The organism is Bacillus sp. AFS023182, from assembly GCF_002560575.1.
GTDB classification, from domain to species: Bacteria; Bacillota; Bacilli; order Bacillales; family Bacillaceae_G; genus Bacillus_A; species Bacillus_A arachidis.
Window position 1 is genome coordinate 216,682 of sequence record NZ_NTRO01000020.1, and the last position, 20,283, is coordinate 236,964.

Annotated in this window: 22 protein-coding genes; all 22 read left to right on the forward strand. The window is 36.1% G+C overall.

What is annotated here, in order from left to right:
• Positions 1-232: 232 nt before the first annotated feature.
• The 22 genes from spoIVA to CN288_RS10305 all read left to right on the forward strand — a co-directional run bounded on the left by spoIVA (position 233) and on the right by CN288_RS10305 (position 20,246).
• Positions 233-1,711, forward strand: coding sequence for a stage IV sporulation protein A (gene spoIVA, locus CN288_RS10205; protein WP_026591202.1), 1,479 nt, complete (start codon positions 233-235; stop codon positions 1,709-1,711).
• A gap of 407 nt (positions 1,712-2,118) precedes the next feature.
• On the forward strand, positions 2,119-2,391 hold the full coding sequence (locus tag CN288_RS10210; RefSeq protein WP_001043860.1) for an HU family DNA-binding protein: 273 nt from the start codon (positions 2,119-2,121) through the stop codon (positions 2,389-2,391).
• 122 nt (positions 2,392-2,513) lie between these two features.
• Positions 2,514-3,083: a GTP cyclohydrolase I FolE gene (gene folE, locus CN288_RS10215; protein ID WP_026591201.1), complete on the forward strand. Its 570-nt coding sequence runs from the start codon at positions 2,514-2,516 to the stop codon at positions 3,081-3,083.
• A 408-nt stretch (positions 3,084-3,491) separates the two neighbouring features.
• Entirely contained in the window at positions 3,492-4,244 is a 753-nt protein-coding gene (locus tag CN288_RS10220; RefSeq protein WP_098302225.1) for a heptaprenyl diphosphate synthase component 1, read from the forward strand.
• 30 nt (positions 4,245-4,274) lie between these two features.
• Positions 4,275-4,988 carry a demethylmenaquinone methyltransferase gene (locus CN288_RS10225; protein WP_026591199.1) on the forward strand — a complete coding sequence of 238 codons (714 nt, stop codon included), beginning with the start codon at positions 4,275-4,277 and terminating at the stop codon, positions 4,986-4,988.
• A 39-nt stretch (positions 4,989-5,027) separates the two neighbouring features.
• Positions 5,028-5,990, forward strand: coding sequence for a heptaprenyl diphosphate synthase component II (gene hepT / locus CN288_RS10230; protein ID WP_026591198.1), 963 nt, complete (start codon positions 5,028-5,030; stop codon positions 5,988-5,990).
• Positions 5,991-6,115: 125 nt separating this feature from the next.
• Positions 6,116-6,562 carry a nucleoside-diphosphate kinase gene (ndk, locus tag CN288_RS10235; RefSeq protein ID WP_000415880.1) on the forward strand — a complete coding sequence of 149 codons (447 nt, stop codon included), beginning with the start codon at positions 6,116-6,118 and terminating at the stop codon, positions 6,560-6,562.
• Between the two features lie 313 nt (positions 6,563-6,875).
• Positions 6,876-8,048, forward strand: coding sequence for a chorismate synthase (gene aroC / locus CN288_RS10240; RefSeq protein ID WP_026591197.1), 1,173 nt, complete (start codon positions 6,876-6,878; stop codon positions 8,046-8,048).
• Positions 8,048-9,139: a 3-dehydroquinate synthase gene (gene aroB, locus CN288_RS10245; RefSeq protein ID WP_098302226.1), complete on the forward strand. Its 1,092-nt coding sequence runs from the start codon at positions 8,048-8,050 to the stop codon at positions 9,137-9,139. Before aroC ends, aroB begins: the two co-directional genes overlap by 1 nt.
• Positions 9,140-9,362: 223 nt before the next feature.
• Positions 9,363-9,476 carry a chorismate mutase gene (locus CN288_RS28250; RefSeq protein ID WP_141527947.1) on the forward strand — a complete coding sequence of 38 codons (114 nt, stop codon included), beginning with the start codon at positions 9,363-9,365 and terminating at the stop codon, positions 9,474-9,476.
• Between the two features lie 14 nt (positions 9,477-9,490).
• A complete protein-coding gene (gene hisC / locus CN288_RS10250; RefSeq protein ID WP_026591195.1) occupies positions 9,491-10,603 on the forward strand; it encodes a histidinol-phosphate transaminase in 1,113 nt (370 codons plus the stop codon).
• Positions 10,604-10,932: 329 nt separating this feature from the next.
• Positions 10,933-12,210, forward strand: a complete 1,278-nt coding sequence (gene aroA, locus CN288_RS10255) for a 3-phosphoshikimate 1-carboxyvinyltransferase (RefSeq protein WP_098302227.1) — start codon at positions 10,933-10,935, stop codon at positions 12,208-12,210.
• A gap of 122 nt (positions 12,211-12,332) precedes the next feature.
• On the forward strand, positions 12,333-13,595 hold the full coding sequence (locus CN288_RS10260) for a tetratricopeptide repeat protein (protein ID WP_026591193.1): 1,263 nt from the start codon (positions 12,333-12,335) through the stop codon (positions 13,593-13,595).
• Positions 13,596-13,664: 69 nt separating this feature from the next.
• On the forward strand, positions 13,665-14,201 hold the full coding sequence (locus CN288_RS10265) for a ReoY family proteolytic degradation factor (protein ID WP_026591192.1): 537 nt from the start codon (positions 13,665-13,667) through the stop codon (positions 14,199-14,201).
• A 160-nt stretch (positions 14,202-14,361) separates the two neighbouring features.
• On the forward strand, positions 14,362-14,823 hold the full coding sequence (locus tag CN288_RS10270) for a YpiF family protein (RefSeq protein ID WP_081810985.1): 462 nt from the start codon (positions 14,362-14,364) through the stop codon (positions 14,821-14,823).
• A gap of 141 nt (positions 14,824-14,964) precedes the next feature.
• Positions 14,965-15,477 (forward strand): menaquinol-cytochrome c reductase iron-sulfur subunit, encoded by a 513-nt coding sequence (qcrA, locus tag CN288_RS10275; protein ID WP_098302228.1) that lies wholly within the window; start codon positions 14,965-14,967, stop codon positions 15,475-15,477.
• A complete protein-coding gene (qcrB, locus tag CN288_RS10280; protein ID WP_000932700.1) occupies positions 15,478-16,152 on the forward strand; it encodes a menaquinol-cytochrome c reductase cytochrome b subunit in 675 nt (224 codons plus the stop codon).
• A gap of 53 nt (positions 16,153-16,205) precedes the next feature.
• Positions 16,206-16,973, forward strand: a complete 768-nt coding sequence (gene qcrC, locus CN288_RS10285) for a menaquinol-cytochrome c reductase cytochrome b/c subunit (RefSeq protein WP_026591189.1) — start codon at positions 16,206-16,208, stop codon at positions 16,971-16,973.
• A gap of 266 nt (positions 16,974-17,239) precedes the next feature.
• Positions 17,240-17,830 (forward strand): DUF1405 domain-containing protein, encoded by a 591-nt coding sequence (locus tag CN288_RS10290; RefSeq protein WP_026591188.1) that lies wholly within the window; start codon positions 17,240-17,242, stop codon positions 17,828-17,830.
• 27 nt (positions 17,831-17,857) lie between these two features.
• Positions 17,858-18,544 carry a lipoprotein intramolecular transacylase Lit gene (lit, locus tag CN288_RS10295; protein WP_026591187.1) on the forward strand — a complete coding sequence of 229 codons (687 nt, stop codon included), beginning with the start codon at positions 17,858-17,860 and terminating at the stop codon, positions 18,542-18,544.
• A 126-nt stretch (positions 18,545-18,670) separates the two neighbouring features.
• Positions 18,671-19,459: a sporulation protein YpjB gene (gene ypjB, locus CN288_RS10300; protein ID WP_026591186.1), complete on the forward strand. Its 789-nt coding sequence runs from the start codon at positions 18,671-18,673 to the stop codon at positions 19,457-19,459.
• 103 nt (positions 19,460-19,562) lie between these two features.
• Complete coding sequence (locus CN288_RS10305) at positions 19,563-20,246, forward strand: zinc metallopeptidase (protein WP_026591185.1); 684 nt, start codon at positions 19,563-19,565, stop codon at positions 20,244-20,246.
• Positions 20,247-20,283: the final 37 nt, after the last annotated feature.

Here is a 20,283-nt window from a genome sequence, read left to right on the forward strand (position 1 = left end):
TGAACCTTTCTTTTAGCGAATAAATTCTAGAAGAAAGGTTTTTTTCATGTAATACAACTTATGATGAAAACAAAAAGTTTCTTTTTAAATAGTCATATGAATTTAGGACAAAATCATATGATATATTGTCCGCACTTCTAGAATCCTTTATAGGATAGGAAACATCAATGAAAGGTATTGTTTGTGAATACAAACTTGTATTATTCCCAAAAATTTCGAGGGAGGGAATCAATTGGAAAAGGTCGATATTTTTAAAGATATCGCTGAGCGCACAGGCGGTGATATTTATTTAGGGGTTGTAGGAGCTGTTCGAACAGGGAAATCAACATTTATTAAAAAATTTATGGAGCTTGTTGTTATTCCGAATATCGAAAATGATTCAGATCGTCAGAGAGCACAAGATGAATTACCTCAAAGTGCCGCTGGACGTACAATTATGACAACAGAACCGAAATTTGTTCCAAACCAAGCGGTTTCCATCCATGTTGATGATGGTCTTGAAGTAAATATTCGATTAGTAGATTGTGTAGGTTATACGGTTCCTGGAGCGAAAGGCTATGAAGATGAGAATGGCCCACGAATGATTAATACACCGTGGTATGAAGAGCCTATCCCGTTTCATGAGGCTGCTGAAATTGGAACGCGTAAAGTAATTCAAGAGCATTCTACTATTGGGGTTGTCATTACAACTGATGGAACGATTGGAGAAATTCCGAGAAGGGATTATATAGAAGCAGAAGAACGTGTTATTAATGAGTTAAAAGAAGTAGGTAAACCGTTTATCATGATTATTAATACAGTACAGCCATATCATCCAGATACAGAACAGTTGCGCCAGAGTTTATCAGAAGAGCATGATATTCCTGTACTAGCAATGAGTGTGGAGAGTTTACGAGAAACAGATGTTTACAATGTACTTCGTGAAGCTTTATTTGAATTCCCTGTTTTGGAAGTGAATGTGAATCTTCCAAGTTGGGTCATGGTGTTAAATGAAGGGCATTGGTTACGCCAAAGTTATCAAGAAGCTGTTCAAGAGACGGTTAAAGATATAAAACGCCTGCGAGATGTAGACCGCGTTGTCTGGCAGTTTAGTCAATATGAGTTTATTGATCGGGCGAGCCTAGCTGGGATTGATATGGGGCAAGGTGTTGCGGAAATTGATTTATACGCACCAGATGAACTGTACGATCAAATATTAAAAGAAGTTGTAGGAGTAGAAATTAGAGGGAAAGACCATTTGTTAAAGCTTATGCTTGATCTTTCTCATGCAAAAACGGAGTATGATCAAGTTTCAGATGCTTTAAGAATGGTCAAACAAACAGGATATGGTGTGGCTGCGCCCGCCTTGGCTGATATGAGTCTAGATGAACCGGAAATAATTCGTCATGGATCGCGATTTGGTGTGAAATTAAAGGCAGTTGCACCGTCTATTCATATGATTAAAGTAGATGTTGAATCCACATTTGAACCAATTATTGGTACTGAAAAGCAAAGTGAAGAGCTTGTTCGCTACTTAATGCAAGATTTTGAGGATGACCCGCTTTCTATATGGAATTCTGATATCTTTGGACGTTCGCTTAGTTCAATTGTCCGAGAAGGGATTCAAGCAAAATTGTCTTTAATGCCTGAAAATGCACGTTATAAATTAAAAGAAACGCTAGAAAGAATTATCAACGAAGGATCTGGCGGATTAATTGCTATTATTTTATAAACAAAAGCTCCCTGCTGGCAGGGGGCTTTTGTTTTTTTATCTCGCTATTTGCAGGTGGTAGGATGCTCACGGTAAGGTTCAAAGAAAAGAGAGGAAGATAGATGGGAAGGTAACGATTCGTAAATACTTGATTCGTGAGGAGAGTTTTACTTTGTAGGGGAATAGATAGAAATAGACATTATCTAATACTTTGTAGCATATTGTCAAGTTTCATCGTTTTTTCACATTTTCGGGGTAACAATTTCTTTAAAAATATTGAATTATACAGGAGAATCGTATAATATAGGCGTTGATAATGATTTATCTACATCTTTGTAGTATAGAATTTGTAAAAATTGCCTACAAATGAAAGTAAGACTCATTTTATGATCATTATACAGTCTTATCTTTGGGAGGAGGTGAATGGCATGAACAAGACAGATTTAATCAATGCTGTTGCAGAAGCAAGTTCCCTTTCTAAAAAGGACGCAACAAAAGCAGTTGACGCTGTTTTTGATTCTATCTTAGAAGCTTTAAAACAAGGTGATAAAGTACAATTGATCGGATTCGGTAACTTCGAAGTTCGTGAGCGTGCGGCTCGTAAAGGACGTAACCCACAAACTGGTGAGGAAATTGAAATCGCTGCAAGTAAAGTACCTGCATTCAAACCTGGTAAAGCGTTAAAAGATGCGGTTAAATAATCCTTACATATTAACAGGGAAGAAGAGTTTCCTTTTTGGGAACTCTTCTTTTTGCTTTTAAAATCATAAATATGCTAGAATGTGTTCGTATCACTTTTAGGTTTTTCGGGAGGGTTAAGCGGATGGCAAAAGTTAACTTAGAACAAATCGAGCAAGCAGTGCGTCTTATTCTAGAAGCAATTGGAGATGATCCAAATCGTGAAGGAGTACTTGATACGCCGAAACGTGTTGCGAAAATGTATGCAGAAGTATTTTCAGGTATGCATGAAGATCCAAAGGAACATTTGCACAAAGTGTTCGGAGAAGATCACGAGGAGCTTGTATTAGTAAAAGATATTCCATTCTATTCGATGTGTGAGCACCATCTTGTTCCGTTTTACGGAGTTGCTCATGTTGCATATATTCCACGTGGTGGAAAAGTAACAGGTTTAAGTAAATTAGCTCGTACTGTAGATACAATTGCACGTCGTCCACAACTTCAAGAACGTATTACGTCAACGGTCGCTAATTCTATTATGGAAGTACTAGAACCTCATGGTGTGATGGTAGTTGTTGAAGCGGAGCATATGTGCATGACAATGCGCGGCGTGAAAAAGCCGGGTGCAAAAACGGTAACTACAGCAGTGCGCGGTGTGTTAGAAAATGATGCAGCGGCACGTAGCGAAATTTTGTCTTTTATTAAGACAAAGTAAAGGAAAGCGGGAAACTGCTTTTCTTTTTTATTTATATTATTTTATTTTATTTTAATAAGAGTTTCCTGTCGATGCAGGCTATTTGTAAGAAGAAATATCAGTATCAAAAAAAGAGATTAGGTGGAGGACTACTGCTTGTAAAATTTACATGTTTATAGTGAGGTAGATAGAAAGGAAACTTTCACTTTAATGTGAGTTTATTAAGGAAATATAGTCTTTAAACAAGGGTTATATTTTTTTATGGTTGTTCAAAAACTTATAGGTGAATGAAATTTTGTTTTTTTATGCGTATCGCACGAATAGAATTCTAAATTGTAGTTTGTTTTGATTCCCTAAGTTTTGGTTATAGAAAATAGAGTGTATGTGTTATAATAGGTTTTATGAATTAGAAAACAAGGGTGATTTTTTGTGTGTGACATCTACGGAGGGTATGCGGATATAAAGGAGCAGTTGTTATCAAACCTGCGCCATCCTTATTTTATAAACTATATTGAAGAACCATTTATTGATGAAGAAAAGGTAGTACTTTTATATGCTGCTTTAAAAAGTGCAAATTTACATAAAGACCAAATCGATCACTATGTTGTGACGATTATGCTTGTACAAATCGCTCTTGATACACATGAAAAAGTATCAAACAAGGCAGATGAAGAAACAAGTGGATTCCATAAGCGTCGTCAGCTTACAGTACTTGCAGGTGATTACTATAGTGGATTGTATTATTATTTACTTTCAATGAATTGTGATATTGTATTAATTCGTGCGCTTGCTGAGGGGATTAAAGAAATTAATGAACATAAAATTATGTTATATCAGAGAGCATATGAAACAGTAGATGAAGTAGTTAAAAGTGTTATGACCATTGAATCGGCACTTTTACAAAAAACGTGTGATCATTTTCATTTATCACATTGGAAACCGTTTATAGCGTATATGCTAGGGAATAATCGGCTTCAAAAAGAGTATCAATTGTATGCTGAAAGAAAAAATACACCTGTTTTTCAAGCGGTTCAAGCAGTATTGTCAAATGATGACAAAAATGTGGAAGCTGTCTTTACAGAGTGGATGGAAGAAATGAATAAACAAGAAAAAATATTTCTACAAAGTCATAAAGAAATTGATGGGGTAGTTTCTACTTTAAAAGATAAATTGAAAACATAAGCAACTTTATATTGGAAGAAGGGTAAGCGCATGCAACAATCAAAAGAAGAAAGAGTACATGACGTATTTGAAAAAATCTCTGATAAATACGATGTAATGAACTCAGTTATAAGTTTTCAAAGGCATAAAGCATGGCGAAAAGAAACGATGCGAATTATGGATGTGCAGTTAGGAAGCAAGGCGTTAGATGTGTGTTGTGGAACTGCTGATTGGACAATTGCACTTGCTGATGCGGTTGGAACGACTGGGAAAGTATATGGATTAGACTTCAGTGAAAATATGCTATCTGTTGGGAAAGAGAAAGTTGAAGCTTTAAATTTAAAACAGGTAGAACTTATGCATGGGAATGCAATGGAACTTCCATTTGAAGATAATACATTTGATTATGTAACAATTGGCTTTGGTCTTCGTAATGTTCCTGATTATATGCATGTACTAAAAGAAATGACTCGAGTAGTAAAACCAGGCGGCAAAGTAATTTGTTTAGAAACATCTCAACCAACAATGATTGGTTTTCGTCAGATGTACATTTTGTATTTCAAATATATTATGCCGTTGTTTGGTAAAATGTTTGCGAAAAGCTATAAGGAATATTCATGGCTTCAGGAGTCTGCTAGCACATTCCCTGGGATGAAAGAATTAGGGAAGATGTTTGAATCTGCAGGGCTTGAGCATGTACAAGTGAAACCATTTACCTTTGGTGTAGCAGCTATGCACTTAGGATTCAAACCAAAGTCAAAATAGAAAAAAGAAAAAAGACGTTTTTAGGTTAAGGTGAACAATATGAAGTTACAACTTATGTACTCTTTTTTACGATCGGATATTGATGTAATAGAAAAAGAATTAAAAAAGGTTGTTGCCTCAGAGCAACAACTAATAGAAGATGCGGCATTACAGCTTATCGAAGCTGGTGGTAAACGAATTCGTCCTGTTTTTGTGCTTCTTGCAGGCAAGTTTGGAGACTACAAGTTAGATGCAATTAAACATGTTGCAGTTGCTTTAGAGCTCATTCATATGGCTTCTCTTGTTCATGATGATGTAATTGACGCAGCACTCTTACGAAGAAGTAGTGCAACCGTAAATGCAAAATGGGGAGACCGTATTGCAATGTATACGGGAGATTATTTGTTTGCAAAGTCTCTTGAGTGTATTACAAATTTAGAAGTTCCTGAAGCACACCAGGCATTATCGTATACAATTTTGGAAGTATGTAAAGGTGAAATCGAACAAATTAAGGATAAATATAATTATAATCAAAATTTAAGAACATATTTACGACGGATTAAGAGAAAAACAGCATTGTTGATTGCGGCTAGTTGTCAGTTGGGAGCTATTGCTTCTGGTGCGAGCCGTGATACAGTAAATCGTTTGTTTTGGTATGGTTATTTTGTTGGTATGTCTTATCAAATTATTGATGATATTTTAGACTTCGTTTCAACAGAAGAAAAATTAGGAAAACCTGCTGGTGGAGATTTGTTGCAAGGGAATATTACACTCCCAGTTTTGTATGCAATGGAAGATCCAAAGCTTCGCGCGAAAATAGTTTCTGTGCATGAAAATACAACTGCAAGTGAGATGAAAGAAATTATTCATGATATTAAAACAAGCTCAGCAATCGATCGGGCATTTGCATTTAGTGAACGTTATTTACATAAAGCATTAGAGGTAATAAAACCATTGCCACGTGGACAAGCAAAATATGCTTTGCAAAATGTTGCAAAGTATATTGGGAAACGAAAATTTTAATGACTTTCTTTTATAAATAAAATAATCTCTCTATTTCAAAACTATTGCACAATTGTGACAAGGGTGATAATATGTGTGTGGGGATATACAATTACATACATAATTCAGAAGTGGAGAGATTTTTTATGGAAAAAACATTTCTAATGGTAAAACCAGATGGTGTACAACGTGCCTTCATTGGGGAAATTGTAGCTCGTTTTGAGAAAAAGGGCTTTCAATTAGTTGGTGCGAAATTAATGCAGGTTACTCCAGAAATTGCAGGAGAACATTACGCTGAGCACAAAGAAAGACCTTTCTTTGGTGAATTAGTAGATTTTATTACATCTGGTCCTGTTTTTGCAATGGTATGGCAAGGTGAAGGTGTAGTAGATACTGCTCGTAATATGATGGGTAAAACAAGACCTCATGAAGCGGCACCAGGTACAATTCGTGGCGATTTTGGTGTAACAGTTGCGAAAAATATTATCCATGGTTCTGATTCTCTAGAAAGTGCAGAACGTGAGATTGGTATTTTCTTTAAAGAAGAAGAATTAGTAGACTACTCAAAATTAATGAATCAATGGATTTACTAATTATTTTAAAATAATTTGTAAACGCTTTAATTACTGTGGTAACAGTGAAAAGTGCAAGGGGAGTGTGAATACTCCTCTTGCACTTTTTTAGTTTCAAATAGTTACGAAGTAAAGGTTGGTATGATATATTGATACATAAAGTGGAACTTCTATAAATGAAGAATAACTTTGGAATAACTATACAAATTGAAAAAACGATATAAACTTTTTCTTTTTTAGGAAGAGATCATCGGGCCATGCATAAAAGCGGTCAGAGCCTCTTCCCGCCCGTTAATGTGGGATAAAAGAATTACAAGAAAAGGGGGAATAACCGATGCGATATATTACAGCTGGTGAATCTCATGGTCCGCAACTTACGACAATTTTGGAAGGTATTCCAGCAGGGTTACCTTTAGTAGCAGATGATATAAATGAAGAATTAGCAAGAAGGCAGAAAGGTTACGGACGTGGCAGACGCATGCAAATTGAAAAAGATCAAGTGCAAATAGTTAGTGGTGTCAGACATGGTCATACGCTTGGTTCTCCCATTACACTCGTTGTTGAAAATCGAGATTTTACTCATTGGACAAAGATTATGGGAGTAGATCCGTTAACTGAACAAGAAGAAAAAGAGATGAAGAGACAAATTACAAGACCGAGACCTGGTCATGCTGATTTAAATGGTGCAATTAAATATGGACACCGTGATATGAGAAATGTACTTGAACGTTCTTCAGCACGTGAAACAACGGTTCGAGTTGCAGCGGGAGCTGTTGCAAAAAAACTTTTAGCAGAACTAGGTGTAAAAGTTGCTGGACATGTAATTGAAATTGGTGGTGTGCAAGCAGAAAAGTTTACATACGAATCAATAGAACAACTAAAAGAAATTACAGAAGCATCTCCTGTTCGGTGTTTAGATGAGGAATCGTCTGAAAAGATGATGCAGGCAATTGATGATGCAAAAGCAAGTGGAGATTCAATTGGTGGGGTTGTAGAAGTAATTGTAGAAGGAATGCCAATTGGAGTAGGGAGTTATGTACATTATGATCGAAAACTCGATGCGAAATTAGCAGCAGCAGTAATGAGTATAAATGCTTTTAAAGGTGTGGAAATTGGTATTGGATTTGAAGCAGCACATAAGCCAGGGAGTCAAGTACACGATGAAATTCTTTGGGATAAAGAAAAAGGATATACGAGACGAACGAATCATGCAGGTGGATTAGAAGGTGGCATGACAACAGGAATGCCGGTTGTTGTTCGCGGCGTCATGAAACCAATTCCAACTCTATATAAACCGCTTCAGAGTGTTGATATTGATACAAAAGAATCTTTTTCAGCGAGTATTGAACGATCTGATAGCTGTGCTGTACCGGCAGCTAGCGTTGTGGCAGAAGCAGTTGTTGCATGGGAATTAGCAGCGGCTTTAGTAGAACAATTTGGAGCAGATCGTATGGATTGTATTCGTGAAAATATAAAGAAACATAATGAATATGCGAGGGAGTTTTAATGGAAAAAATACATATTCAAACACAGTCTAAAGAGTATGATGTATATGTCGGAAAAGATGCGCTGTCACATTTGACAACGCTTGTTCGAAATATGAAACCAATTGTTTCTAATATCATGGTCATTTCTGATGAATCTGTGGCATCATTCCATTTAGAAGCAGTTATGAATGCATTACAAGTAGAAAAACATGTTTTTTCATTTATTGTTCCAAGTGGAGAGAAAGAAAAATCATTTGAAAATTTTTATGCGGCTCATACATCAGCACTTGAAAATGTGATGGATCGACATTCTCTAGTTGTTGCACTTGGAGGAGGAATGATTGGTGATTTAGCTGGTTTTGTTGCGGCTACATTTATGCGCGGTATTCGCTTTATTCAAGTTCCGACAACTTTACTGGCACATGACAGCGCAGTTGGTGGAAAAGTTGCCATTAACCATCCGCTAGGGAAAAATATGATTGGAGCGTTTCATCAACCAGAAGCAGTTTTGTATCATACTCCATTTCTAAATTCATTACCGGAAAAAGAGTGGCGTTCAGGGTTTGCTGAAGTAATTAAACATGCCTTTATCGGTGATGTTGAATTGTATCATTGGTTACAGCGAGAAGTAAAAGGATTAGAAGATATACGGGATGAAAAATTAATTTATATACTAAAGCGAGCAATTTCTGTAAAAGCGAATATTGTAGCACAAGATGAAACGGAAAAAGGTGTACGTGCTCATTTGAATTTTGGACATACATTAGGACATGCTCTTGAAAAAGAGATGGGGTATGGAAAAATTACACATGGTGATGGAGTAGCGATTGGTATGTTATTCGCTATATTTTTAAGTGAACAAATTTACAAGGTAGACCTTGGTTATAAAGAAATACAGCGTTGGTTTTCTCAGTATGGTTATCCGCATATGCCAAAGAACCTACATATAGAACGTCTTGTGCAGGTAATGAAGCAAGATAAAAAAGCGAACGCAGGAACAATTCGTATGGTACTTATGCAGGAATATGGGGTAGTGAATGTCGTATCTATTTCTGATGAGACTGTTCATACTGCATTAGAAGCATTTCAAAGAGATGCGGAATCCATTTGATTTGTGTAATTTACGGCGCAATTACAGGTAAGGATCGTGTAGTTGAGGAGATATTGACTGTAGCAGAGCGTTTAATGAAAAGAATAAAAAATGATAATGGAACCCTATCCCACTGATACTGTATCGATGGCTGACATAAATGCATGTTTTCTGGCATCGTGAAGACGCTTGGAAGGCTTTACTTATGTATGAGTGATGTATGTAAAAGACATAGATACATCGAATGCTTTACTTATGTATTCGTATGATGACAGTCATGACAAAAAAGTTGCAGCATGAAGTAGAGCATATGTATTGTGAAAAGGCGATTGTATTACGGTCTGATCTAGTAAAATGACAGGGGGAACTAAAATGAGAGTAAAAGAGCAATTGTTAACTTTGAAAGCATATGTGCCTGGTAAAAACATTGAAGAAGTAAAAAGAGAGTATGGGTTATCTAAAATTGTAAAATTAGCATCTAATGAAAACCCGTTTGGTTGTTCAAAACGTGTAGGAGAAGCGTTAGCTGCATTAAGTACACAATCCGCTCTGTATCCAGATGGAGCAGCGTTTGAACTTCGTGAAAAAGTAGCTGCACACCTTCATGTGAAACCAGAACAACTTTTATTCGGTAGTGGTTTAGATGAAGTGATTCAAATGGTTAGTCGCGCCTTATTACAAAAAGGTACAAATGTTGTGATGGCAAACCCAACATTTTCACAATATCATCACCATGCTGTAATTGAAGGGGCAGAGGTTCGTGAAGTGCCGCTTAAGGATGGTATTCATGACTTGGATGCGATGCTAAAGGAAATTGATGAAAAAACGCAAATTGTATGGATTTGTAATCCGAATAACCCGACAGGAACATATGTAGAAAAACAAAAATTACTTTCATTTTTAGAGGCAGTTCCCAAAACTGCCCTTGTTATTATGGATGAAGCATACTATGAATACGCAGGAGCGGAAGACTATCCTCAAACATTGCCGCTTCTTGAAAAATATGAAAACTTTATGGTGTTACGTACATTTTCAAAAGCATATGGTTTAGCTGCTTTTCGTATTGGATATGCTGTGGGGAATGAAAAACTTATACAGCAATTAGAAGTAGCAAGATTACCATTTAATACTTCATCTATTGCGCAAGCAGTTGGTTTGGCAGCGATAGAAGATCAAGAATTTTTACGAGAATGTGTGAAACGAAATGCTGAAGGGCTAAATCAATATTATACGTTCTGTCAGGAGTACGACGTTTTTTACTATCCATCACAAACAAATTTCATCTTCTTAGATCTTGGGATCCCTGGTAATGAAGCATTTGAAAGATTAATGCAAAAAGGGTATATAGTTCGTTCAGGTGCTGCGTTTGGATTGCCAGATGGTATTCGTATTACTGTTGGTTTAAAAGAAGAGAATGATGAGATTATTGGATTGCTTACGGAACTTGTGAAAGAGCAGAAAAAGAAAGAAGAAACATATTCTTAAGAAAAGTCACGGCTCCTCATTATAGGAGTCGTTTTCTTTTAGACCATATTTGCGCGATGAAGACGGAAAGCAGTACAATAAAGATATGTACATATAAATTGAAAAACTGACATAAAATCTAATCTTTAGGTGAGAGAGGGGATTCGGCCGTGCATGGAACCGATCAGTGTCTTTTTTAGCCATGTGCTAAGGGAAGATCAAGAGAGTAAAAGAGTATGGATCACCTTTTGCTCTTTATAACAACTTATATGTTAAAAAATCAACATGAATATATAGCGATGATATAGGTGTACAAAAGTATATATTATTTGTAATAGAGGTGATAAAAAATGAGGAGAATCATGAGGCGGAAGAATGGTTTGAATGGCACAATTGCTGTACCTGGAGATAAATCAATTTCGCACCGTGCTGTGATGTTTGGAGCTATAGCAGAGGGTACAACAAAAATTTCAAATTTTTTATTAGGAGAAGACTGTTTAAGTACGATTGTTTGCTTTCAAAAATTAGGCGTAATGATTGAACAAGATGGTAACGATGTCAATGTATATGGAAAAGGATTAGCTGGATTACAGGAACCAAAAGAGGTACTAGATGTAGGTAATTCAGGAACCACCATTCGTCTTATGCTCGGTATTTTAGCAAATACTCCTTTCCATTGCACTATCATTGGCGATGAATCTATTGGAAAACGTCCTATGAAACGTGTTACGGCCCCTCTTCGCGAAATGAATGCACAAATTGACGGAAGGGAAGAGGGACAATATACGCCTTTGTCGATACGTGGAGGAAATATAAAAGGTATACACTATCATTCTCCTGTAGCAAGCGCGCAAGTGAAATCAGCGGTTTTACTTGCTGGTTTACAAGGAGAAGGGATAACATCAGTAACCGAACCGCTACAATCACGTGATCATACGGAGCGAATGCTACGGGCATTTGGATGTAAAGTAGATGTGAATAGTCGAACAGTTTCATTACAAGGTGGTCAATCGCTTAGGGGATTGGAAATTGAGGTTCCAGGTGATATTTCTTCAGCAGCCTTTTTCTTAGTAGCGGGTGCAATTGTACCGAATAGTAAACTTGTATTGAAAAATGTTGGTTTAAATCCAACAAGAACAGGGATTCTAGATGTGTTATCAGAGATGGGAGCGCGTATTTCAACTCACAATGTTCGAAATGAAGAGTTTGAACCATGTGGAGATATTACAATTGAAACTTCTGAGCTGAAAGGAATGGAAATTGGCGGTTCACTTATTCCAAGATTAATTGATGAAATTCCTATTATTGCCTTACTGGCGACACAAGCGATCGGGACAACAATTATTAAAGATGCTGAGGAGTTAAAAGTAAAAGAAACGAATCGTATTGATACAGTTGTGTATGAACTTCAAAAACTGGGAGTGAAAATTGAAGCGACTTCAGATGGCATGATTATTAATGGAAATCAGAAATTACAAGGAAATATTGTTGATAGTCATGGAGACCATCGCATTGGTATGATGCTTGCAATTGCGTCCTGTATAGCAGAAGGCGAAGTGCAAATTGAAAATGGTAATGCAGTCGCTGTATCCTATCCGGAATTTTTTGATCAGTTAGAATCTCTGTGAAGCAAAAGAATCTTTTCAGTTGGGAAAGGTTCTTTGCTGTTTCCTTTTAGTTGCGTACGTGGTGACAGTTGTTTATTATTAATGAACAGAAGAGAATATTATAAGAGTTAAAGGAGAAATTTATGCAAAAGTTTGAACAAGCTGTTTCTTACATTGAAAACGGTGAAGCGGAAAAAGGATTAGAACTATTAAAAGAATTGGTAAAACAAGGGACGGACGAAGAAAAATATGATATCGCCCGTTACTATCATACACTTGGATTTATTGATGAAGCGTTAGCTATTACAGAAGACCTACGTTTGTTATATCCCGAAGAAAGCGAGTTTACAATATTTTTAGCAGAATTATACATTGATTTAGATAAAGAAGACGAGGCGATCGAAGTACTTCATGATATTCCTGAAGATGATGAACTATATGTTCAATCTCTATTACTTGTTGCAGATTTATTTCAAATGCAGGGTTTCGATGATGTTGCGGAACAAAAACTATTAAAAGCAAAAGAAATGATGCCAGAAGAGCCTGTTATTACTTTTGGATTAGCAGAACTCTATAGCAGTAAAGGTGAAGAGCAAAAAGCGATTGCCTATTATGAGTCATTACTTGCTGAGCATAAAGTAATGGGAGGGGTTGTGATTGCTCTTCGTTTAGCTGAAACGTTAAGTGCAATTGGAAACTGGGAAGAAGCCATTACGTATTATGAAGAAGGGCTAGAAGAGCAGAAAGATATTCATTCTTTATTCGGCTATGCATTTACACTTTATCAAGGCGAAGAGTATCAAAGAGCAATTGGGGCTTGGAAAGAATTAAAAGAATTAGATCCAGAATATGCTTCTTTATATATGTATTTAGCTAAATGTTATGAAAAAGAAGGGATGCTTCAAGAAAGCTATGAAACACTTCATGAAGGAATTAAAATTGATGAATTATCCGTACCTCTTTATGTAGAACTTGCAAATATTGCAGCGAAGATAGGAAAGCTAGCAGAAGCAGAAGAATTGCTTCAAAAAGCATTACAGCTTGATCCGGGACATTTAGGTGCGATATTAAAATATGCATATATCTTAAAAGAACAAGAAAAATATGAAGAACTAATTGCTGCTGTAGAAAATGCAATGGATAGTGGAGAGCAAGATACACAATTACTTTGGGATCTAGCATTTGCGAAAAAACAATTAGAAATGTATTCTGATGCATTAAAACACTATGAGAGTGCATATACTTCTTTTAAGAATCATCCAGATTTCTTGGAAGAGTACGGTTATTTCCTGTTAGAAGAAGGCTTACGAAGAGAGGCAAAAGAAGTATTTACACGCTTACTACAACTGGACCCGACACAAATTCACATCGAAGAATTGCTATATAATTTAGAGGATTTTTCATAAGTTGGAAGGAAAGTGCATGCTGCTTCTTGAATCTAATAAAAAAGAAAGACAGAGGAGGGACTAAGCGCTATGAATACCCCTGTTTCTGTAAACGAGAAGAAGGATTTTGTAAAGTGGTTTTTAAACAATTACCAACTGAAACAGCGTGAATGTGTATGGATTTTAAATTATTTAATGAGTCATGATCAATTAATGCACAAAGTCCACTTCGTAGAACATGCAAAATACTGTCCTCGTGGTTTAGTGATGTCAGCAAATTGTGTAAAAGATACACCGTTTCACTTCTTTAAACAAAATGTTATGACGACGGATGCAGAAAAATCGTTTCATGACATCCGTTTAAATCGAGATGAGGACATTTATATTCAGCTTAATTTTAAATCATCGTTCCAAAATGCAAATTATGTAGCAGTATTAGAAGAAAATCCGTACTTACCAAAGCATATTGAAGTAAATGAAAAAGATCGTTTACTTGCGGAACGATTTTTAGAAGAGAGTGTATTTTCATTTCGAAGAGACCGACTTTTAAAGCAAATTGATGAAGCGCTCGACAATCAGGATAAGGAAACTTTTTGTAAGTTAACCGAGGAATTAAAAAGCTTATAAGGAATAATTTTTTATTTAATTTTGACAAATTTCCGACTACTTAAAGAAAAACTACCTATATTAGGTAGTTTTTCTTTTTTTACCCGTTTTAGTATGGTTTAATAGATATAAAGTGAAAGTTCTGTCATTTAGATTGAAATAACAAGTAAAGGAGGGAATTATGATGAAATGGGTTGTAAAAGATGCGGAGCAATTTGAACAAGCTAGGGAGTATGTGGATACTGGTATTATACCCCTTCTTTCTATTTCCGTAGCAAAAGAAATGAAGGGGATTGTAGAGCAAGGAGAATTTATTCAAACTTTAAGTATGGAATTAGAAAGAGAATATAAAGGAAGAGTACTCTTACTACCTCCTTTTACTTATTTAGCGGAGCAACAAAAGAAAGAGCAAGCGCGATTGCAAGAGTGGGCAAGCCATTTACAAGACCAAGGACTGAAACATATTGCGTATGTTACCAGTGATTTGGGATGGAAAGAGGCTGAAGATATGCTACCAGGTCATTTGTTTTGGTTACCATCTCTATCGTTAGAACAATTTAGTGATCAAGCGAAAAGAGAAGTAATTCAGGCACATGTAAAAAATATAATGTCTCTATTGACTGAAAAGTGGGAAAATAAATAATAAACAGATAGTTCTTATGATTATGAGTAGTATGATATTGACCTGTGCATGTGGGTATTATATCATGAAAGTGTCCTATTTTTTATTTTTTATACTGGTTTGTCACGAGGGGACAATTTCTGATAGAGGGGGGAAATTTTCGTGAGCGAGAAAGAACATCGTGTGTCAAGAAGACAGTTTTTAAACTACACGCTTACAGGTGTAGGGGGGTTTATGGCAGCTGGTATTTTAATGCCGATGACGCGTTTTGCACTTGATCCGGTTTTAAGGAAAGAGGCGGGGGGAGAGATGGTTCCTGTTGCACAAGTTAAAGAGGTTACAACAGAACCAAAACGCTTTGACTTTAAGGTAAAGCAGGTTGATGGTTGGTACAAGTCCGAAGAACCTAAATCTGCTTGGGTGCACAAAGATGAAAGCGGAGACATTGTAGCGTTTTCGCCAGTGTGTAAACATTTGGGGTGCACGGTTAACTGGAATTCGGATAAGTCGCATCCTAATCAATTTTTTTGTCCGTGTCACGGAGGACGTTACACAAAAGATGGCATAAACATAAAAGGAACGCCGCCTCTTGCTCCACTTGATGTGTATGAATCTAAAGTGAAGGATGGAACGCTTTATTTAGGAAAAGCAAAGCCAAGAGGGGGTGCGAAATAGATGTTAAATAAAATTTATGATTGGGTGGACGAGCGGCTAGATATTACACCGATATGGCGTGATATTGCAGACCATGAAGTACCCGAACATGTAAATCCGGCGCATCATTTTTCTGCATTCGTCTACTGCTTTGGGGGACTTACGTTTTTTGTTACTGTAATTCAAATTTTGTCAGGAATGTTTTTAACAATGTATTATGTACCTGATATTAAAAATGCTTGGGAATCAGTTTATTATTTACAAAATGAAGTTGCATATGGGCAAATTGTTCGTGGCATGCACCATTGGGGTGCCAGTCTGGTAATTGTAATGATGTTTTTACATACACTTAGGGTCTTCTTCCAAGGTGCATATAAGAAACCTCGTGAATTAAACTGGATTGTCGGTGTTCTTATTTTCTTTGTTATGCTAGGTCTTGGTTTTACTGGATATTTATTACCATGGGATATGAAAGCACTATTTGCAACAAAAGTAGGGATTCAAATTGCGGAGCAAACACCGCTTATCGGCCCTTATATTAAAACATTACTTGCTGGTCACTCCGAAATTGTCGGGGCTCAAACATTAACTCGCTTCTTTGCTATTCACGTCTTCTTCTTACCAGCAGCACTTCTAGGTCTAATGGCCTTCCACTTCATCATGATTCGCAAACAAGGTATTTCTGGTCCGCTATAAGAGATTGCTAATTTAAAAGAATAGAAGAAAAACTGAATTAAAGGAGGGAGATTATGCATCGCGGTAAAGGGATGAAGTTTGTGGGAGATTCACGAGTACCTGTAGCACGTAAACCGAATATCCCAAAAGATTATTCTGAATATCCAGGGAAAACAGAAGCTTTTTGGCCGAACTTCTTGTTAAAAGAATGGATGGTTGGTGCGGTTTTTTTAATCGGTTATTTATGTTTAACAGTGGCGCATCCGTCACCACTTGAGAGAATGGCGGATCCTACAGATGCAGGATATATACCACTTCCAGACTGGTACTTCTTATTTTTATATCAATTGTTAAAATATTCATACGCATCAGGCTCATATACTGTAATCGGTGCATTTATTATGCCAGGAATTGCGTTTGGAGCATTGTTATTGGCTCCATTTCTCGATCGAGGCCCTGAAAGACGTCCGTTGAAGCGTCCAGTGGCAACTGGATTTATGCTATTAGCGATAGCTTCTATCATCTTTTTAACATGGGAGTCTGTGGCACATCATGACTGGGAAGCTGCAAAAAAACAGGGTGCAATTGTTAAAACGACACAGGTGGATAAAAATGATGATGGTTATAAATTAATGCAAAAAAATACATGTTTAACATGTCATGGTGATAACTTACAAGGGGGTGCAGCAGCACCAGCATTACAAAACTTAACGTTAAAACCAGAAGAAATTGCAAAGATTGCGAAAGATGGAAAAGGTGCAATGCCTAAAGGGGTATTTAAAGGTACGGATGAAGAGGTAAAGAAACTTTCAGAATTTATTGCGAAATATAATAAGAAATAAGTGAAGGCTGACTGCAATTTTTTGTAGTCAGTTTTTCTATTTGGAAGAGGAAGTTTGTTATAATATATATACATTTTGTTTTTCAATTTAAAAGTGTCTGCTATGAAGAACAAAAGGTAATCGCTATTTGTTTTCTCGTTGTGTTTCTCACTTGGCATGAGGTAAAGGATCTGACCACTACTATGCATGAACGGATGCTCTCTCCTACTTAAAAGGACTGGTTTTTATAAAGAATTACTATATTTGAAAGGTGTTGTACATATAGATTGGCTTATTTGTATGCATTATTAAGACAGCGTTCAGTTTTAATATTTTTACTTATTATTAATATTCTAGGAACAATATTTGGTTTTGTTTGGTATGGAGAACAACTGATGGAAACTTCAATGATATTCTGGCCATTTGTTCCGGATAGCCCTATCGCAAGTTTATTTTTTGTAATCGTGTTATTCGCATTTTTACGAAATAAAAATTGGGGACTAATAGAAGCGTTAGCAATCGTTTCGTTAATGAAATATGGTATTTGGGCTGTTGTTGTAAATGGTATTATGTTTATGGTTCAGGGCGATCTTGGGTTTATGGGCTATATGTTGGTATTTTCTCATTTTGCAATGGCCGTGCAAGGTTTATTGTATGCTCCGTTTTACCGTATTAAAAAGTGGCATTTCATTGTAGCGAGTATATGGACATTACATAATGATGTAATCGACTATTTATTTTGGCAAATGCCGAGATATGGTATTATGCATTTGTTTGTTGAACAGATTGGTTATTTTACATTTTGGCTAAGTATTGTTGTACTAGCTATTACATATTATTATTGTTTGAGAAGGAATCGAAAGCAGTTTTTGTTATGAATTTAAATGAGGAATTGGGGGAAATGAATGAATGCAAATAAGATAGGACCAAGAGTGCTGGATAGCTGTATAAATTCTATTGTCTCATACTGTATCGCATTTTTTATTTTTGCTGCTGCAACTACAATTGTTGTATATGGAAAATGGATATATTATGCAGATATACATTTTTTAAATATACCAGATTTAGCAAATATGACAGAGTCTGAAATTAAGAGAAACTATGATGTGCTGATTACATATCTTTCTCCTTTTTATCAAGGGTCATTACAGTTTCCTACACTGGATATGTCAACAAGCGGAAGAATTCATTTTGTTGATGTGAAAAATATTTTAGTGAAAATTCAATACGGAATGTGTATGGCGCTTGGTATTGTTTTATTGGGTGGGTGGTACTTATTACGAAAAAGAAAGGTGAAGTTTTTATTACATGGTGCAATTTTGACTATTATATTTCCGATTGCGCTTACTTTACCCATTGCCATTAATTTTGAAAAGAGTTTTGTACTATTTCATAAACTTCTTTTTACTAATGATTATTGGCAGTTTGATAGTGAAACGGATCCGGTTATTTTAATGCTACCAGAACAGTTTTTTATGCATGCAGCATGTGTTATTTTATTATTGATTTTATGCGGTAGTGCGATTTGTTATTTTATGTATCGTTATTTACGAAAAAAGAGTAAAACTTCAATGAAGAATCTTTATTCATAAAGTAAAACTTTCATTAGTCGAGAGTTCATCCCTTAACAATTAACATAAAATATTTTTCAACCTTGTTCTGTTCTATTCTTGTCCACCTTAACATATTTTGTACTAGTAGTTATAGGGGGGACCGGGATGAAAAGAGTCTTAATTGGAATGATAGCATTTCTGATTATATTGTTTCCAGTACGCATATATGCTGAAAAATGGACTGAGTTAACGGTACTACTAGATGATTCCTTACAACTTGTAAAACAGGAAGAATATGAGAAAGCAACGCAAGTATTGCGAAGTTTTTCAGAGCGATTTGTATTACGAGAGAACACAAAGGAAAATAAACTAACACCTATGCATTTTCGCATAATTTCTTTAGCATATGACAAGGCACAGCAATCGCTTGGAGAAGAAAGTGTAGATCGTCAAATAAAAATAGATGATGTATTAGCATTACAACTGGCGGTAGATGCGGAGGTATCTAAGTATCAACCGCTTTGGATAGAACGAGAAGGACGTGTTATGGGGGCTTTTGCTAAAGTTGAAAAAACACTTCAAGCAGGAGATAATGAAGGTTTCCAACGATCGTTAAATACATTTCTACGTGAATTTGATGTGATTTATCCAAGTTTAATGATTGCATTGCCAGAAAATCAATCGCAGCGTGTAAATGCGCATTTATCGTATTTGGATGAATTTCGTAATGTTATGTTAAAAAATAAAAGTGGACAAACGCAATTAGGGATTATAAAAGAAGATTTACAAAAAATATTCCAAACAGCAAAGAAAGATGAAGTGGATTCGTCTCTCATATGGTTTATGACAATTACAGGTGGGATCATTTTGTTTACATTAACATACGTTGGCTGGAGAAAATATAAGGGAGAGAAAGCAAAGCGTACCAGCGGGATGCATTCTAAAAATCGATAATATTACGAATATAGACAAGGATTGTAAGGTTTCTTTATTGACAATGTGTAAAGAAGAAAATAGAATGGAAAGTACTAAATAATTAAGACTTCACTGGAGGTTCATGATGTTTTATTTAATTTACTTCGCGATCATTATGATCATACCGTTGTATGCACAGTCTAAAGTACGTAGTGCTTACAGTAAGTATTCACAAGTGTATTCAACATCCGGTATGACAGGAGCGGAAGTGGCTCGGAAAATTTTAGATGAGAATGGATTATACAATGTAGCTGTAGAAGAAACACCAGGTCATTTATCAGATCATTATGATCCAACAGCAAAGACCGTTCGTTTATCAACGGATAACTATTATGGTCATTCTGTTGCGGGAACAGCGGTAGCGGCTCATGAAGTAGGACATGCGATTCAAGATGCAAATGATTATAACTTTATGCGTCTTCGTCATTCATTAGTGCCTATGGCGAATTTTGGATCAAATATGTCATGGATTTTTATCTTAATTGGTATGTTTGCACAAATGACTGGTTTATTGTTACTAGGGATTATTTTAATGGCTGCAGGTGTACTGTTTCAACTTGTTACATTACCAGTTGAATTTGATGCATCCAAACGTGCAATGCAGCAAATTGAAGCTCTTGGAATTGTATCGACAGATGAATATGGGCAAGCTCGTAAAGTATTAAACGCAGCAGCATTAACATATGTGGCAGCAGCAGCAGTTGCAGTATTTGAATTGCTTCGTCTAGTGTTAGTATATACGGGTATGCAACGTAGTGACGATTAAAGGCTATCAATTTTGATAGTCTTTTTTATTATGCTTG

Bases quoted from the DNA above. Each gene is read 5' to 3' on its own strand.
- folE (WP_026591201.1), top strand. From the start codon at position 2,514: ATGGCAAAAGTTAACTTAGAACAAATCGAGCAAGCAGTGCGTCTTATT.
- hepT (WP_026591198.1), top strand. From the start codon at position 5,028: ATGAAGTTACAACTTATGTACTCTTTTTTACGATCGGATATTGATGTA.
- aroC (WP_026591197.1), top strand. From the start codon at position 6,876: ATGCGATATATTACAGCTGGTGAATCTCATGGTCCGCAACTTACGACA.
- CN288_RS10270 (WP_081810985.1), top strand. From the start codon at position 14,362: ATGATGAAATGGGTTGTAAAAGATGCGGAGCAATTTGAACAAGCTAGG.
- ypjB (WP_026591186.1), top strand. From the start codon at position 18,671: ATGAAAAGAGTCTTAATTGGAATGATAGCATTTCTGATTATATTGTTT.
- CN288_RS10225 (WP_026591199.1), top strand. From the start codon at position 4,275: ATGCAACAATCAAAAGAAGAAAGAGTACATGACGTATTTGAAAAAATC.
- lit (WP_026591187.1), top strand. From the start codon at position 17,858: ATGAATGCAAATAAGATAGGACCAAGAGTGCTGGATAGCTGTATAAAT.
- hisC (WP_026591195.1), top strand. From the start codon at position 9,491: ATGAGAGTAAAAGAGCAATTGTTAACTTTGAAAGCATATGTGCCTGGT.
- CN288_RS28250 (WP_141527947.1), top strand. From the start codon at position 9,363: ATGCTTTACTTATGTATTCGTATGATGACAGTCATGACAAAAAAGTTG.
- CN288_RS10260 (WP_026591193.1), top strand. From the start codon at position 12,333: ATGCAAAAGTTTGAACAAGCTGTTTCTTACATTGAAAACGGTGAAGCG.
- CN288_RS10210 (WP_001043860.1), top strand. From the start codon at position 2,119: ATGAACAAGACAGATTTAATCAATGCTGTTGCAGAAGCAAGTTCCCTT.
- CN288_RS10265 (WP_026591192.1), top strand. From the start codon at position 13,665: ATGAATACCCCTGTTTCTGTAAACGAGAAGAAGGATTTTGTAAAGTGG.
- qcrC (WP_026591189.1), top strand. From the start codon at position 16,206: ATGCATCGCGGTAAAGGGATGAAGTTTGTGGGAGATTCACGAGTACCT.
- qcrB (WP_000932700.1), top strand. From the start codon at position 15,478: ATGTTAAATAAAATTTATGATTGGGTGGACGAGCGGCTAGATATTACA.
- ndk (WP_000415880.1), top strand. From the start codon at position 6,116: ATGGAAAAAACATTTCTAATGGTAAAACCAGATGGTGTACAACGTGCC.
- CN288_RS10305 (WP_026591185.1), top strand. From the start codon at position 19,563: ATGATGTTTTATTTAATTTACTTCGCGATCATTATGATCATACCGTTG.
- aroB (WP_098302226.1), top strand. From the start codon at position 8,048: ATGGAAAAAATACATATTCAAACACAGTCTAAAGAGTATGATGTATAT.
- aroA (WP_098302227.1), top strand. From the start codon at position 10,933: ATGAGGAGAATCATGAGGCGGAAGAATGGTTTGAATGGCACAATTGCT.